Origin of the sequence: Crocosphaera chwakensis CCY0110 (genome assembly GCF_000169335.1) — a bacterium.
GTDB lineage: Bacteria > Cyanobacteriota > Cyanobacteriia > Cyanobacteriales > Microcystaceae > Crocosphaera > Crocosphaera chwakensis.
Window position 1 is genome coordinate 63,811 of the sequence record NZ_AAXW01000003.1, and the last position, 14,782, is coordinate 78,592.

A 14,782-nucleotide genomic window follows, 5' to 3' on the forward strand; every position below is an offset into this window, starting at 1 on the left:
TTATAGCTGATATGTCAGAGCAAGATCGCATTAAACAAACCGTTTCAGAAGCTGAATACGCTGCCACTTCTGCTACTGGTGATGCAATCATTACCATTACTAACTACTACTATCGAGAAGAAGCAAATGTCAACTCGGTTGAGGCTGATGATAGTGTCGATGATAATTTACCTTGTCCTTATCGCGGGTTGTTTCATTTTGGGCCCAATGATGCAGAATATTTCTTTGGGCGCGACATCTTTATTGAAGAACTCTATAGTGCGACAAAAACCCGTAATTTTATTCCCGTCTTAGGGGCATCAGGAAGCGGTAAATCTTCGGTGGTTTTGGCGGGTTTAGTGCCTAAGTTACAAAAAGAAGGTCATTGGTTATTTACTCATTTTCGACCTGGTTCAGACTCAGACCCATTTTATGCTTTGGCCGAAGCTTTGGTTCCATTGTATAGATTAGAGAGAGATTCTACTGATGAAATAACTCAAGCTGGTAAGTTGGCTAAGTCTCTTGAGGATGGTAGTATTTCTCTTTCTCGTGTATTTAGTAAAATTCAACGAAATCACCCTAATCATCGTATCTTACTGATTGCTGACCAATTTGAGGAACTTTATACCCTCTGTGATGATGTGGCAACCCGTCGTCATTTTCTGGACGTATTAATGTCTGACTTGCAATCTTCCTCGCTGGAAAAAGGGGGTAAGGGAGAGATAGTTTTAGTTACAACTATGCGGGCAGATTTTTTAGGCAATGCCCTATCTTATCCAAAATTTGCGGATCGATTGCGAAATAATGATATTAAAATCAGGTCGATGGATAGTGAAGAATTAACAGAGGTTATTACCCAACCAGCTAATCAGTTAGGGGTGACATTTGAAGAGGGACTGGTAAAGCGTATTTTGGAGGATGTGCAAGATCAACCAGGAAATTTACCCTTGTTAGAGTTTGCCTTAACTCAGTTGTGGAATCAGCGAAGCGGGAAAGTTTTAACCCACACAGTTTATGAGGATATTGGTAAGGTAGAAGGGGCATTAGCGCGTCATGCTCATGAGAAATATAACAATTTGAGTGACGAGGAAAAAGACAAAGTTAGGCGCATTTTTATTCAATTAGTGCGTCCAGGAGAAGGAACCGAGGACACCAGACGCATTGCCATCAAAGGGGAACTAGGGGAACAAAGCTGGTCTTTAGTGAAAAAATTAGCGGATGCGCGGTTAGTAATAACGAGTCGCAATGCCACAGAACAAGAAACCGTAGAAGTGGTTCATGAGGCCTTGATTCGCAATTGGGGTGAATTACAAGAATGGATGACGACAGACCGCGTTTTTCGAGCTTGGCAAGAGCGACTTAGAGTATTAAAGAAACAATGGGAAGAAAATAATCAAGATCAGGGGTCTTTGTTGCGAGGTGCAGCCTTAGCAGAAGCAGAAGAGAGATTAAAAGACCGCCCAGAAGAATTGATTAATGAAAGAGTATTTATTGAAAAGAGTATTCGAGAAAAAGAACGCATTAAACAAGAAAAAGCAGCCCGACGACAGCGAGAAATGAGAACCGCTTGGGGAATTGCGATCGCTTCTTTGCTTGCTGTGTTGGTTAGCGGTGGTTTGGGATTGATGGCCTGGAACCAAACCAAACAATCCCAACTTAATCTAGCAGATTCTTTCGCTCGTTATTCTTTGTCCCTATTTAATGAACACAAAGAACTAGACGCGATCGTAGAAGCCGTTCGGGCCGGAAAAATCCTCCAAAAACAAAAGGCAACTGACCCAGAGGTAATGGATGCCTTGATGGCAACGATTCAAAGCAGGGAACGCAACCGTTTAGAAGGACATGATGACGGGACCAAAAGCGTCGTTGTTAGCCCCGATGGTCAGACTTTGGTCTCTGGTAGTGCTGACAAGACCATCAAAGTCTGGAATCTAGCCACAGGAGAGATAATCCACACCCTCAAAGGACATAATGATTGGGTTCTTAGCGTCAGTTTCAGTCCCGATGGTCAGACCTTGGTCTCTAGTAGTGGAGACAGAATAATCAGAGTTTGGAATCTAGAGATAGGAGGAGAAATTCGTACCCTCAAAGGACATAATGATTGGGTTTTTAGCGTCAGTTTCAGTCCTGATGGTCAGACCTTGGTCTCTAGTAGTGCTGACAAGACCATCAAAGTTTGGAATCTAGTCACAGGAGAGGCAATTCGTACCCTCACAGGACATGATGACGGGGTCATTAGCGTCAGTATTAGCCCCAATGGTCAAACCTTGGTCTCTGGGAGTGACGACAAGACCATCAAAGTTTGGAATCTCGAAACAGGAGAAGAAATTCGTACCCTCAAAGGACATGATGGCTGGATTCTTAGCGACAGTTTCAGCCCCGATGGTCAGACCTTGGTTTCTGATAGTGATGACAAGACTATCAAAGTTTGGAATCTAGCCACAGGAGAGGTAATCCATACCCTCAAAGGACATGATGGCGAGGTCTATAGCGTCAGTATCAGCCCCGATGGTCAGACCTTGGTCTCTGGTAGTCATGACAAGACCATCAAAGTTTGGAATCTAGCCACAGAAGAGGTAATCCATACCCTGACAGGACATGATGACTTTGTCAATAGCGTCAGTATCAGCCCCGATGGTCAGACCTTGGTTTCTGGTAGTTCTGACAAGACCCTCAAAGTCTGGAATCTAGAGACAGGAGAGGTCATTCGTACCCTCACAGGACATGATGATTGGGTCGGTAGCGTCAGTATCAGCACCGATGGTCAGACCTTGGTCTCTGGGAGTGGGGACAAGACCCTCAAAGTTTGGAATCTAGCAACGGGAGAAGAAATCCGTACCCTCACAGGACATGATGGCTCGGTCAGTAGCGTCAGTATTAGCCCCGATGGTCAAACTTTGGTTTCTGGTAGCAGTGATAACACCATCAAAGTTTGGACTAATCTAGAGCGATTAACCTTCGACGTTTTAATGGGGCGTGGTTGCGATCATATTCGCAATTATTTGCAATATAATCCCAATGTCGCAGCAGAAGAAGATAGAAAATTGTGTGATGGTATTGGCACCAAGGGGGAAAGTTAACAGTAGTTCGGGTTGGAGATAAAACAACTACAAAGGTAGAATAACCATATCGGTAAAAGACGGTTCAGATGCTAAAACTTACCTAGAAAAAAGAGTAATAGAAGCAATAGAAAACATACAACGGAGACAAAACAATGAATAACCCAAAATATACCATGATCATTCAATGGTCAGAGGAAGACAACTGTTATGTGGTGGGGTTTTCTGACTTTCCAGGACAACAATGGAGAACTCACGGTAACAGTTATACTGAAGCGGTTTCTAATGGGGTTGAAGTGTTAGAATTGCTCATTGAAGATTATCAGATTGCAGGGGAAACTTTACCCGTACCTAAAACCTATTATGATCAAGTTGCTTGATGACTTAAAAAAACTCAGAACGCAAACTAGAATAAAATGATTAATCTTGAAAAATTACAGCGTGATCTCGATGAATTACCAAAAGAAGCCCAAGAATTATTAATAGATTTTGTTGAATTATTGAAAAAAATGTATTCTCCATCTAATCAACAAGAAACATCAAAAACCCTCACTTTAGAACAACGTCGCGCCTTTCTAAAACTCCCTCTTTCTGAACGTCGTCGCATTCTTTCTCAGCAAGCAGCAGAAATGGAAAAGCACTATCAAGAAAATACAGACTGGAAAGAATTTTTAGCAGGTGATATCATTGACTATTAATACTATTCCCAAAAGAGGGGAAATTTGGCTAGTTAATTTTGATTAGAAACAATTTATAATAATAATTCATAAAAAATCCTCAATAAAAAAGAGTGATAAACTCTAGATAATACTAGGAGAATTTTATGAGTTCAAACGGAACATCAAAAAAGGTTATCGCCATACAAGGAGACATAACTCAGCAAGGGGTTGATGCTATTGTTAACGCTGCCAATGAATCATTATTAGGAGGAGGAGGGGTTGACGGGGCCATTCATCAAGCAGCCGGACCAGCATTATTAGAAGAATGTCATACCCTAAACGGGTGTAATGTGGGAGATGCTAAAATAACCAAGGGTTATCAATTACTAGCAAAATGGGTTATTCACACCGTTGGCCCTATTTGGCGTGGCGGTAATCATCAAGAAGATCAGTTATTGGCGAGTTGTTACCGTCGCTGTTTAGAAATTGCTACAGAAAAACGCTTAAAAACCATTGCTTTTCCTGCTATTAGTACAGGAGTTTATGGTTATCCTATGGAGTTAGCAACCCCGATCGCCATTCAAACCGTTAATAATTTTTTACAAGGAAATACGACCATTCACCAGGTTATTTTTGTTTGTTTTAGTCTAGATTCTTATGATTGTTATAAACGCTTTATCTTAGAAATGTTGCCAGAAAAATAGGGTGAGTTTGTTTCACCCCGTTTAAGTTTAATTTTTCACTTCTACCATTTCAATAATTCTTTCATCAATATCCTTAACCAAAAAATTTAGGGGTTTTCTACGACGAACTTTATACTTTAATCGTCTCGACTCAACCCTTAACAAAATATCTTCTAAACATTCATTATCAAAACACACATGGCGTTGTTGATTTTTTGAGCCATAACTTGCTCCTCCGATAATATGAAGCTGGGTATTTTTTTTCAATTGATACCAGAGTCCATCCCCGGCCCCATAGTTACTGGTTGCTGTAGCGGTGGGGGTAGCAGTCATATAAAAAGGATCGACTCCTGCCGTGCCCAAAGTTTGTTCGTAATTATAATAATAATGAAGGGGAACATCAGCCACATTTAACTGCAATAAACCCTCATAAAATTGTCGAGCGACCTCCATATCAGATACCATGATGGTGTAAACTTTGGGCGCGCTAGTCAGAAACATCCACATAGCTAAGCCATAGGCAGCTAATAACATCACCATGATGCCTTGAGTGGAAAAAACGCTATCGATAGGCAAAAATGCGCCTAAATAATTGAATGTTAAGGTAAGGTGTGTCACTATAGTCATAGATTAAGGATGAGAACGATATGAGTTCGTCCTACTTTACTACAAATTAAACTGTTTTCACGAAAAGACAGCAGATTAAAAATCAGATGTCAACTTTTATGTTTAGATTTTATCCAATTGTTACCTAAAAAGGCAACAATAAACTTTATCTTAGAAAAAAATATAGCGATAATTAAATCCGATCCTCAACATCATTGTTTTCAATCTATTATGAAATCAGATCCTAATCGAATTTTACGATTAATTCCCCTCTTTGCTGGTAGTTTAGGGGGTATTCTATTGTTAATCAATCGTTTAATGACGGTACAATTAACCGAGTCTCAAGCAAGATCCGATGTTTTGGGAGTAATCTTAAGTGGTGTCTTAATTTTAGTCGGATTAATTTGGCAACAGATTCAACCGCGATCGCCTGATGCAGTTATTTTAGAAGGAGAAGAAGGTATCGAATTTAACCCTAATCTCCCTGATTCTATCAAAACAGAATTGGCTTGGGCTTCTCATCTGGTATTAACTAATACCGTTACTCGATCTTTAGTCGTGTATTATCAGGATACAGTATTACTACGCCGAGGTATCTTGGGTCCTAATGCCCAGGTAACTCCAGGCAAAATTTTGCAACGGGTTCTAGAGACCCAAAAACCCATTTATCTGGTTAATTTAAACCTTTATCCAGGAAAAATTGAATTTGATTATCTACCCTTAAACACACAAGGGGTAATTTGTCAACCCTTGGGAAACCGTGGGGCGATGATTTTAGGGGCGAATGTGCCTCGAAGTTATACTAAACAAGACGAAAACTGGATCGAAGGTATTGCCGATAAACTAACTTTGACCTTAGAAACTGAGCTAAGCTCAGTCAAATTGTAACAGGAAAGTTTCTAAAGGGAACATTAAAATTACAATCATTGTCGACTATCTATGGCCAACCCCTAACCCCATGATGAACCATGAATCACACTCCTAACAATTCTACTTTTATGGCAACTGAGATGGGAACTGATTATACTGCCTATCATCATCACAATAAAAGTTACTGGCAACCCAAAGAGACATCCGAGTCTTCATTTTACTATTTTGCTTATGGATCGTGTATGTGTCCAGTGGACTTAAAACGGACTTTTGGGGAAAATACCCATGAGTATGTGATAGGAACAGCAGTGTTAGAAGGCTATCGTTTAGGGTTTTATCGTCGTTCTTTGCGCCGTAATTGTGGGGCTTTAGACGTGGTTCCCGATGCCAATGCTAAAGTAGAAGGGGTACTGTATCAACTACCTTGGCGGTTTAGCGATCGCCTCGATGAACGAGAAGAAGTTCCCCGTAATGGTTATCGTCGGGAATATGTAACCATCCACAGTCAAGGACAGGTTTATACTAATGTGAGAACCTATGTTGTCATCGATAAATTACCCCAAGAATTAGCCCCTAATGATTGGTATTTGAATGTAGTATTAAGGGGTGCTGTTACCTGTGGACTTTCTGAAGAATATTGCTGGAATTTGTTCAATCATATGTATCAATTACAATTACAACAAAAGTCATTAATTGCTGTTGATGAGTGTGCATAAAATTTGAGATGATGAGATAAAATAAAAGTATCTGTGGCGATGGAGAGCAATTTTGAGTGGGATGAAAGCAAAAACTAAGCAAATTTAGAAAAACATGGCCTTTCTTTTGAATTAGCTCAATATGCTTTTTTGATACCCATCTTATTATTTTAGAACACTGAGCTCATAGTGTCACAGAAAAACGATTTTATTGTCTTGGTAAAGTGAATCAAGAAATTATAACCGTGCGTTTTACTTATCGAAACGGAAAAATTAGAATTTTTGGGACAGGTTATTGGCGAAAAGGACGAAAATTTTATGAACAAAGAAATCATTTACACGAATGAACCAATGGAAGTAGGGGAAGTTGTTGAAGATTTTTTATCATCTCCTGAAGAACCAATTCCTAAGAAAAGCAAGGTAAAAGTGACTTTAGAGTTAAATGAAGAAACTATTCGCTTTTTTAAAGTAGAAGCAAAAAAACAACAAACATCTTATCAAGAAATTATCAGTGTATTGGTTAATTAGTATGCACAAAAAAAATAAAAGAGATAAATTTTTTGGAAATGCTGCGATTGGTTGTTACCATTTTACATATTGATTAACATTTACTTAAAATTCGTATTTTTAAAAACATTAAATGATTACAAAAAAATTAACGTCAAAAATAGCTTTAATTACTGGTGCATCTAGTGGGATCGGAGAAGCGATCGCCTATCGTTTAGTAGAGGAAAATTATCGTTTAGTTGTGTGTGCGCGTCGTCAAGAGAAATTAAATAAACTAACAGAAACATTACGAGAAAAAAATAGCAAAATTTTATCTCTAAAAGTTGATTTACGTCAAGAAGCAGAAATTATGAATATGTTTAACACCATTAGAGATAAATGGGGTGGGGTTGATGTATTAATAAACAATGCTGGTTTAGGACATAAAGAACCCTTAATGATAGGAGAAACAGAAGCATGGAGAGAAATGTTAGAAGTGAATGTATTAGCTTTATGTATCTGTACCCGTGAAGCAATCAAAGATATGAGCGATCGCAACGAAGGTCATATTATTCATATTAGTTCCATGTCTGGTCATCGTGTCCCTTTGTATAGTGGGGTTTATGCTGCCAGTAAATACGCAGTAAGAGCCTTAACAGAAGGGTTACGACAAGAATTAAGAGAAGCCAATAAAAATATCAAGATATCCTCTATTAGTCCGGGGTTTGTTGAGACAGAATTTGCTGAAAAATATAACAATAATAAGGAAAAAGCCCAAGAACTTTATAGTCGTTTTCCAGTGTTGCAACCTCAAGATATTGCTAACGCAGTTTACTATATTTTATCCCAACCCGACTATGTACAAATTCACGATATTTTATTGCGTCCCACTCAACAGAAAAGTTAAGTTTTGAAGTTAAGCATCAAATAATTATTAATTAATAGTCCCATGAACGACAAAGAACTTCTGCTAAAGATAAACCCTTAAGATTTCTAGGGATTTTCATGACATCATTAAAATTTCATTTTTAACGAGATGTAACTTAATATTAGGAACAGTAAGCTGGTCAAAATAGTAACCTTTGACAGCTTCTTTCACATTAGTTTTCAGTTCTTCCCAATTATCCCCTTGAGTAAAGATTTCTTCAGTCAAACATTCTGCAACAAATCCACCATCTTCTTCTTGGGAAACTTCAAAGACAATTGTTTGATTCATGTTACTTAAACTACATCTAGGTCTATATCGAGGTTAGCATATTACACAATGAAGATTTATAATTAATCATAGTATTGTAGATTAACCGAAAGATAAACTATGAACCAAACCATTATTACCGCTAAGTTGTAGAAACTTAATTATTAACAAATAATTTAAGATTATTTAAAGATTTAAGTCAAGAAAAAGAAAAACATTTTACAATTTCGTGATAAAGCGTAACAGTTGAGAAAGTTAACAGTAGAATCAAGAGAAGTAGACTATATAATTGACCTTTGTTCCTGTGACCCGATCCTATTCTGCCCATACCTTACCCCAACAGAAACAATCTTGGCATACTTACTCTGTGGCCAAAACCCTAGACAGCCTGGGAACAAACCCTCAAATGGGTTTAGACACAGAAAGTGTGAGTCAAAGACAACGGCATTATGGCCCTAATGAAATAGAAGAAACTGCAGGCCGTAGTAACTGGGAAATACTGCTCGATCAGTTTACTAACATCATGTTAATTATGCTGATCGTGGTGGCGATTATTTCTGGTATTTTAGATATAGTTGAATTACGAAACAGTGGCACTGCCAGAAGCGGACTTCCTTTTAAGGATACCATCGCCATTTTCTCTATTGTTATCTTAAACGGACTTTTAGGCTATTTACAAGAAACTCGCGCTGAAAAAGCCCTCGCAGCCTTAAAAAAGCTATCTTCCCCCCAAGTACAAGTGATTAGGGATGGAAAACGTCAAGAAGTGGATGCACCCTTCTTAGTCCCTGGGGATATTATTTTAGTTGAAGCTGGAGACACTCTCTGTGCTGATGGTCAAATTATAGAAGAATCTCATCTGCAAATTCGTGAGTCGGCTTTAACTGGAGAAGCCCACGCCGTCGAAAAAAAGGCTTTAACCCAAGGATTAGAAGAAGAAACCCCTATCGGCGATCGCACAAATATGGTCTTTACCGGAACAGAAGTGATCCAGGGACGGGCAAAAGTGGTGGTTACCGGCACAGGAATGGACACAGAACTGGGTAAAATCGCCGAAATGTTACAATCGGTGGAAACAGAAGACACCCCCTTACAGCAACGGATGACCCAGTTAGGGAACGTTTTAGTTACAGGTTCGTTGATTTTGGTTGCGGTGGTCGTTGTGGGTGGGGTACTTAGGGCTGGTTGGGGACTACTACAAGAATTAATTGAAATCTCTTTGAGTATGGCCGTTGCAGTGGTTCCGGAAGGCTTACCAGCCGTGATTACCGTTACCTTAGCCTTAGGAACCCAACGCATGGTTAAGCGTAACGCCTTAATTCGTAAACTCCCGGCGGTTGAAACCTTAGGATCAGTCAATGTAATTTGTTCGGATAAAACAGGAACCCTCACCCAAAATAAAATGGTGGTTCAAGAGGTGGAAACCCTCGAAGGGAACTATCAAGTCACAGGAAACGGATACGAACCTGTTGGAGAATTTATTTGTAGCGAGGCAAAAAGTAGTATTCGCTGTAGTCGGTATGGGGGATTACAAGCTTTATTATTGACAGGGGTGTTATGTAACGATGCCCATTTATCCCAAGAATCAGGAGACTGGATAATTATCGGAGATCCTACCGAAGGATCATTATTAGCGTTAGGGGGCAAAGCAGGACTCGAACAGTCGAAGTTAGAAGAACGATATGCAAGGGTCGGAGAATTTCCCTTTTCCTCCGAACGCAAACGCATGAGTATTATTTGTCAAGCTAACCAAACCAGCGATCGCTGGCCCAGTTGGCAAAGTCAACCAGATGATGATTATCTTTTATTAACCAAAGGTTCCCCCGAATTAATTCTAGAAAGATGTGACTATTATCAGCAAGGGGAACGGGTTCAACCCATAACCCAAGAACATCGAGAACAGGTGTTACGAGGCAATAATGGCATGGCGAAGCGGGCTTTAAGGGTGTTAGGGTTCGCCTATAAACCCCTAAAACAAATCCCTGACGCAACCGAAGGAGACGAGGCCGAACAAGGTTTAATTTGGTTAGGGTTAGTGGGAATGATGGATGCACCTAGGCCCGAAGTTAAAACGGCGGTGGAAAAATGCCGAGCTGCTGGTATTCGTCCCATTATGATTACAGGAGACCATCAATTAACTGCACAAGCGATCGCTCAACAGTTGGGTATTGTACAACCAGAGGATCACGTTTTGACGGGACGGGAGTTAGAAAGGATATCTCAATCCCAGTTAGAACAAGAAGTAGAAACCGTCAGTGTTTACGCTCGTGTGTCTCCTGAACATAAATTACGTATTGTCCAAGCCTTACAGAAGCGCAACAAATTTGTCGCGATGACCGGCGACGGGGTAAATGATGCTCCAGCTCTCAAACAAGCGGATATTGGCATCGCTATGGGCATTACCGGCACGGATGTGAGCAAGGAAGCTAGTGATATGGTCTTGCTGGATGACAATTTTGCCACCATCGTCGCTGCAACGGAGGAGGGACGGGTGGTGTATAGCAATATTCGCCATTTTATTAAGTACATTTTGGGCAGTAATGTGGGGGAAGTGATTACTATTGCAGCAGCGCCTTTAATGGGACTGTCTGGGGTTCCTTTAATTCCTCTGCAAATCCTCTGGATGAACCTCGTTACCGATGGTTTACCAGCGTTAGCCTTGGCTGTCGAACCGGCTGATCCCCATATTATGGAACGACCCCCCTTTAGTCCTAAAGAGAGTATTTTTGCCCGTGGTTTGGGGTTTTATATTGTGCGTATTGGTCTTGTTTTCTCTGTTATTACCATTGCTTTGATGGCTTGGGCTTTCAATGAGTCTCAACAACCTGGCAATGACCCTGACAGTTGGAAAACAATGGTTTTTACTACCCTATGTATTGCTCAAATGGGCCATGCGATCGCTGCTCGTTCTACCACCCGTTTAGCTATTGAAATGAATCCTTTTTCTAACCCTTATCTTTGGGGAGCCGTTATTGTTACCACTATCCTACAATTAATGTTAGTTTATGTGGCTCCATTACGGGCTTTCTTTAATACTACGATATTAACAGGAGAACAATTAGCGATTTGTTTACTGTTTAGTAGTTTGATGTTTGTTTGGGTAGAAATGGAAAAAATTGTTTTACGACTTTATCGAAAAATTAAACATTAATTTATCGTAAATGACAATTGAAAGAAAAGAGTTGGACATAAGCCGGATTCTGTTCAATGGAGAGTTATCTATCTAGGACGTTTGTTACCAAACGCCTCATGCGGTACACCTAAAACGGGACAGGGAAAAGACCAACCTTTGCCCCTCCGACCTTGCTCCCGACCGGGGTTTACCGAGCCAGTACCTCACGATACTGCTGGTGCGCTCTTACCGACACCTTTGCAACCTTACCTCTGAGTAAAGAGGCGGTATTTTTCTGTGGCACTATCCTCACGCTCACGCGCACTGGGAATTATCCAGCAAGTCTGGTCTTTCGGGAGTCCGGACTTTCCTCGAATGGATTCAACAGACCCATCCGCAACTCTCTCGCCAACTCTTTTCTAATTCTATTTTAATCTTTTTTAGACAAAGGGATGTTAGGACGGGAAAAGGGTTCAAACCAACCTCTACGCCAAAAGAAAAAGATTAATCCTCCTGCGATCGCAGCCATTAAGCCTAAACAGCTAAAATAGCCCCAGCGGGTCTTAAGTTCCGGCATATATTCAAAGTTCATGCCATACACCCCGGCAATAAAGGTTAACGGCATAAAAATAGTTGAAACAACGCTTAAAACTTGCATGACCTCGTTCATTTTATTGCTCATCGAAGATAGATAAGCATCCATTAAAGAAGAGGCTAATTCTCGATAGGTTTCGACAATATCTAAGATTTGAATCACGTGATCGTAACAGTCTCGAAAATAAATTTGTGCTTCGGAACTAATTAGAGAACTTTCTCCTCTCACTAACATATTGGTAACATTTCTTAAAGGCCAAATGGCACGACGTAAAGCTAATAATTCCCGCCTAATAACATAAATTTCTTTTAATTGATTGGTATTTGGAGACATAGCTAATTCATCTTCTATATCTTCGATGCGATCGCCATAATCTTCTAAAACGGGAAAATAACCATCAATAATAGAGTCTAACAGCAAGTACATTAAATAGTCAGCCGATTGTTGTCTAACTTTCCCTTGATTGGCTCTAATTCTTTCTCTAACAATATCAAAACAATCTTCGATTTCTTCTTCTTGAAAGGTCAGTAAATATTTATTGCCTAAAACAAAACTCACCTGTTCGCTTTCAAATCCTTCTTCATTAGCATTAGGCCGAACCATCTGAACAATTAAGACTAATTGTTCGTTATAGTCTTCAAGCTTAGGTCTTTGAGGCACATTAACTACGTCTTCTAATAATAAAGGATGCAGTTTAAAAATATCACCAATTTGTTTAAGAACTCTTTCACTTCCTAACCCTTGAACATCCATCCAAGAAATCGTATTAGTTCCTAAATAGGGGGTTAAAGCTTTGGGTGTAACATCTACTTTCCGAATGGCATGAGACCCATCGTAATCGATTAAAACGATACGAGAAGGTTTAGCATCTGGTTCTATATTTAACTTTCCTGGTTCACTACCAGGTTCATCAAAAAAGTAATCAAAATAATCGGACTCTTCTTCTTTTTCTAGTTCTTCCGGGTTTAATATTTGGTGTTCTGTAATTGGTGATTGAGTCATAATTTCTTTTCAGTTATCTATTATATTTTTGAATAATCTAAACGTAGTCCCATAATAATCAAATCTCTTTCGATATTATCCAATTGAGCTACTTTTGGCAAGTATCCCCATTGTTGAAAGTTATATTTTTTGAATAAATTTAAACTGGGTTGATTATGAGCAAAAATAAATCCAAGTAGAGTGGTTAATTCTAGTTTTGGACTTTCTTGTATTACATATTCTAGGAGTTTTTTCCCTATTCCTTTACTGCGATGACTTTGGGCAATATATAAACTGATTTCTGCCGTACTTTTATAAGCTGGACGACCATAAAAATGTTGTAAACTAATCCAACCTATTACTTTATTATCATTTTCTATTACCCAAATTGGATAATGTTTACTGTCTCTTTCTTGAAACCATTTTAATCGGCTTTCTACTGTTATTTTTTGTAAATCTCCTGTCGCAATACGGCTGGGAATACTACTATTATAAATCTCGACAATATCTTCTAAGTCTTCTAATTCTGCTAGTCTTATTTTATCCATATTATCATTCCTATTTTAATTTTATCATCAAATGAAATCGAGTTTTTTTGATAGTAAAAATATCGACTGATTGCACTAATTCACTTAGCTTTTTATAACCATAATTTCGGGAATCAAATGAGGGAGATAATTTAGTTAATTGTGAGCCAAAAGGTCCAAGGTGAACCCATTCTTCCTCATTGGCTACAGAATCATAAGCACTTTTCAATAACTCTAACAATTTTTTATTTGTTGTTATTGTTTGATTTCCAGAGGGTTGTTGATGAGCTAAAATATCAGTATAGATAAATTTACTGCAAGCAACAACAAAAGCTTCTGGTGTTTTAATTTTTTCTCCAAAACCATAAACAATAAGCCCAGATTCTCTGATCCGAGAGGCTAAACGAGTAAAATCACTATCGCTAGAGACTAAACAAAATCCATCAAAATTATTAGTATAAAGTAAATCCATTGCATCAATAATCAAAGCACTGTCAGTTGCATTCTTTCCTGTTGTATATCGAAATTGTTGGATGGGTTGAAGTGCTAATTTATTAAGTTTACTTTTCCAGCTATTTAATTGATTACTCGTCCAGTCTCCATATATTCTTTTTACATTAGCGGTTCCATATTTAGCGACTTCTTGTAATAAAGGTTCAATAATATTTGCACTGACATTTTCAGCATCGATTAAAACTGCTAAACGCACATTACTGGAGCCATCCTCTATGGTTTTCATATTAATTGATTAGCAGTTTTTTAACTATCAGGTTAATGAATATTGATTAAGATGAAGATGAACAAAAATTTCCTAGCTATTTCTAATTTCTAGTTTTATCTTAGTTCAGATTTTAGAAAAGTGCTGTTTTTACTCTTGTCAGATTTTTAAAATTAAAGCTTTTGATTAATTGCTTTTTTGTAAACTTTTTGAATCGCTTTAAGAATTTTGTCAAAAGCAGATTTAGGAGATTCTTGAGCGGGATCAAGTAATTGTAATTTAGTTAAAAGTTGTGCTTCTTGCATTTGAACATCCCCATCACTATAAATTAAAGCACTCAAAGTTTCTAATAATTCTTGATAGTCATGGATGGTGGGGTTATCTCCTAAATATTCTTCTAGCCACTGATAACATTGATTGGGTTGAACTGGTTTTAATTCTGATAAAAGAGACTTAAGATCCACATCTTCAGATAAACCATGAGTCTGGGCCATTCGTTTTAAATAATCTCTTTCTTCTACTTGAATAATACCATCAATCCAAGCTGCACCAATGAGAATTTTTAGCAGTTGTTTCTTCTGAGTTTGAGTATTCATTATTAATCACTCTTGTATTTT

General features: G+C 38.7%; 15 protein-coding genes and 1 other RNA gene. 9 read left to right on the forward strand and 7 right to left on the reverse strand.

Features of this window, described 5'->3' with window-relative positions; genetic code table 11:
• The first annotated feature begins 11 nt into the window (after positions 1-11).
• From CY0110_RS02590 to CY0110_RS02605, 4 genes are all read left to right on the forward strand, one after another.
• Entirely contained in the window at positions 12-3,059 is a 3,048-nt protein-coding gene (locus tag CY0110_RS02590; RefSeq protein ID WP_008273709.1) for an nSTAND1 domain-containing NTPase, read from the forward strand.
• A 134-nt stretch (positions 3,060-3,193) separates the two neighbouring features.
• On the forward strand, positions 3,194-3,418 hold the full coding sequence (locus CY0110_RS02595) for a type II toxin-antitoxin system HicB family antitoxin (protein WP_008273710.1): 225 nt from the start codon (positions 3,194-3,196) through the stop codon (positions 3,416-3,418).
• A 36-nt stretch (positions 3,419-3,454) separates the two neighbouring features.
• Positions 3,455-3,736, forward strand: coding sequence for a hypothetical protein (locus CY0110_RS02600; RefSeq protein WP_008273711.1), 282 nt, complete (start codon positions 3,455-3,457; stop codon positions 3,734-3,736).
• Positions 3,737-3,861: 125 nt separating this feature from the next.
• Complete coding sequence (locus CY0110_RS02605; RefSeq protein WP_008273712.1) at positions 3,862-4,401, forward strand: O-acetyl-ADP-ribose deacetylase; 540 nt, start codon at positions 3,862-3,864, stop codon at positions 4,399-4,401.
• Between the two features lie 27 nt (positions 4,402-4,428).
• Here the strand turns inward: CY0110_RS02605 and CY0110_RS02610 are convergent, their stop codons facing one another.
• Positions 4,429-5,007, reverse strand: coding sequence for a hypothetical protein (locus CY0110_RS02610; RefSeq protein ID WP_008273713.1), 579 nt, complete (start codon positions 5,005-5,007; stop codon positions 4,429-4,431).
• A gap of 210 nt (positions 5,008-5,217) precedes the next feature.
• On the opposite strand from CY0110_RS02610, the gene CY0110_RS02615 reads away from it, so the two are divergent.
• The 4 genes from CY0110_RS02615 to CY0110_RS02630 all read left to right on the forward strand — a co-directional run bounded on the left by CY0110_RS02615 (position 5,218) and on the right by CY0110_RS02630 (position 7,944).
• The gene (locus CY0110_RS02615) at positions 5,218-5,874 is read left to right on the forward strand and encodes a cofactor assembly of complex C subunit B (protein ID WP_408605566.1); all 657 of its coding nucleotides are present in this window, start codon (positions 5,218-5,220) and stop codon (positions 5,872-5,874) included.
• Positions 5,875-5,954: 80 nt separating this feature from the next.
• A complete protein-coding gene (locus CY0110_RS02620) occupies positions 5,955-6,572 on the forward strand; it encodes a gamma-glutamylcyclotransferase (protein ID WP_008273715.1) in 618 nt (205 codons plus the stop codon).
• Between the two features lie 297 nt (positions 6,573-6,869).
• Positions 6,870-7,079, forward strand: coding sequence for a hypothetical protein (locus CY0110_RS02625; protein WP_035798311.1), 210 nt, complete (start codon positions 6,870-6,872; stop codon positions 7,077-7,079).
• A gap of 112 nt (positions 7,080-7,191) precedes the next feature.
• Complete coding sequence (locus CY0110_RS02630; protein WP_008273718.1) at positions 7,192-7,944, forward strand: dehydrogenase/reductase SDR family member 11; 753 nt, start codon at positions 7,192-7,194, stop codon at positions 7,942-7,944.
• Between the two features lie 96 nt (positions 7,945-8,040).
• Here CY0110_RS02630 and CY0110_RS02635 read toward each other — a convergent pair whose 3' ends face one another.
• A complete protein-coding gene (locus tag CY0110_RS02635) occupies positions 8,041-8,253 on the reverse strand; it encodes a type II toxin-antitoxin system HicB family antitoxin (RefSeq protein WP_008273719.1) in 213 nt (70 codons plus the stop codon).
• Positions 8,254-8,536: 283 nt separating this feature from the next.
• On the opposite strand from CY0110_RS02635, the gene CY0110_RS02640 reads away from it, so the two are divergent.
• Positions 8,537-11,383, forward strand: coding sequence for a cation-translocating P-type ATPase (locus CY0110_RS02640; protein WP_035798360.1), 2,847 nt, complete (start codon positions 8,537-8,539; stop codon positions 11,381-11,383).
• A 23-nt stretch (positions 11,384-11,406) separates the two neighbouring features.
• Here CY0110_RS02640 and rnpB read toward each other — a convergent pair.
• The 5 genes from rnpB to CY0110_RS02660 form a co-directional block, all read right to left on the reverse strand.
• An RNA gene (gene rnpB, locus CY0110_RS27860) (RNase P RNA component class A) lies at positions 11,407-11,760 on the reverse strand.
• Positions 11,761-11,774: 14 nt separating this feature from the next.
• On the reverse strand, positions 11,775-12,941 hold the full coding sequence (gene corA / locus CY0110_RS02645) for a magnesium/cobalt transporter CorA (protein WP_008273721.1): 1,167 nt from the start codon (positions 12,939-12,941) through the stop codon (positions 11,775-11,777).
• A 20-nt stretch (positions 12,942-12,961) separates the two neighbouring features.
• The gene (locus CY0110_RS02650) at positions 12,962-13,468 is read right to left on the reverse strand and encodes a GNAT family N-acetyltransferase (RefSeq protein WP_008273722.1); all 507 of its coding nucleotides are present in this window, start codon (positions 13,466-13,468) and stop codon (positions 12,962-12,964) included.
• A gap of 10 nt (positions 13,469-13,478) precedes the next feature.
• A complete protein-coding gene (locus tag CY0110_RS02655) occupies positions 13,479-14,186 on the reverse strand; it encodes an NYN domain-containing protein (protein WP_008273723.1) in 708 nt (235 codons plus the stop codon).
• Between the two features lie 152 nt (positions 14,187-14,338).
• Complete coding sequence (locus tag CY0110_RS02660) at positions 14,339-14,761, reverse strand: tellurite resistance TerB family protein (protein ID WP_008273724.1); 423 nt, start codon at positions 14,759-14,761, stop codon at positions 14,339-14,341.
• Positions 14,762-14,782: the final 21 nt, after the last annotated feature.

Bases quoted from the DNA above. Each gene is read 5' to 3' on its own strand.
- corA (WP_008273721.1), bottom strand. From the start codon at position 12,941: ATGACTCAATCACCAATTACAGAACACCAAATATTAAACCCGGAAGAA.
- CY0110_RS02590 (WP_008273709.1), top strand. From the start codon at position 12: ATGTCAGAGCAAGATCGCATTAAACAAACCGTTTCAGAAGCTGAATAC.
- CY0110_RS02595 (WP_008273710.1), top strand. From the start codon at position 3,194: ATGAATAACCCAAAATATACCATGATCATTCAATGGTCAGAGGAAGAC.
- CY0110_RS02635 (WP_008273719.1), bottom strand. From the start codon at position 8,253: ATGAATCAAACAATTGTCTTTGAAGTTTCCCAAGAAGAAGATGGTGGA.
- CY0110_RS02610 (WP_008273713.1), bottom strand. From the start codon at position 5,007: ATGACTATAGTGACACACCTTACCTTAACATTCAATTATTTAGGCGCA.
- CY0110_RS02650 (WP_008273722.1), bottom strand. From the start codon at position 13,468: ATGGATAAAATAAGACTAGCAGAATTAGAAGACTTAGAAGATATTGTC.
- CY0110_RS02600 (WP_008273711.1), top strand. From the start codon at position 3,455: ATGATTAATCTTGAAAAATTACAGCGTGATCTCGATGAATTACCAAAA.
- CY0110_RS02630 (WP_008273718.1), top strand. From the start codon at position 7,192: ATGATTACAAAAAAATTAACGTCAAAAATAGCTTTAATTACTGGTGCA.
- CY0110_RS02620 (WP_008273715.1), top strand. From the start codon at position 5,955: ATGAATCACACTCCTAACAATTCTACTTTTATGGCAACTGAGATGGGA.
- CY0110_RS02655 (WP_008273723.1), bottom strand. From the start codon at position 14,186: ATGAAAACCATAGAGGATGGCTCCAGTAATGTGCGTTTAGCAGTTTTA.
- CY0110_RS02625 (WP_035798311.1), top strand. From the start codon at position 6,870: ATGAACAAAGAAATCATTTACACGAATGAACCAATGGAAGTAGGGGAA.
- CY0110_RS02615 (WP_408605566.1), top strand. From the start codon at position 5,218: ATGAAATCAGATCCTAATCGAATTTTACGATTAATTCCCCTCTTTGCT.
- CY0110_RS02605 (WP_008273712.1), top strand. From the start codon at position 3,862: ATGAGTTCAAACGGAACATCAAAAAAGGTTATCGCCATACAAGGAGAC.
- CY0110_RS02660 (WP_008273724.1), bottom strand. From the start codon at position 14,761: ATGAATACTCAAACTCAGAAGAAACAACTGCTAAAAATTCTCATTGGT.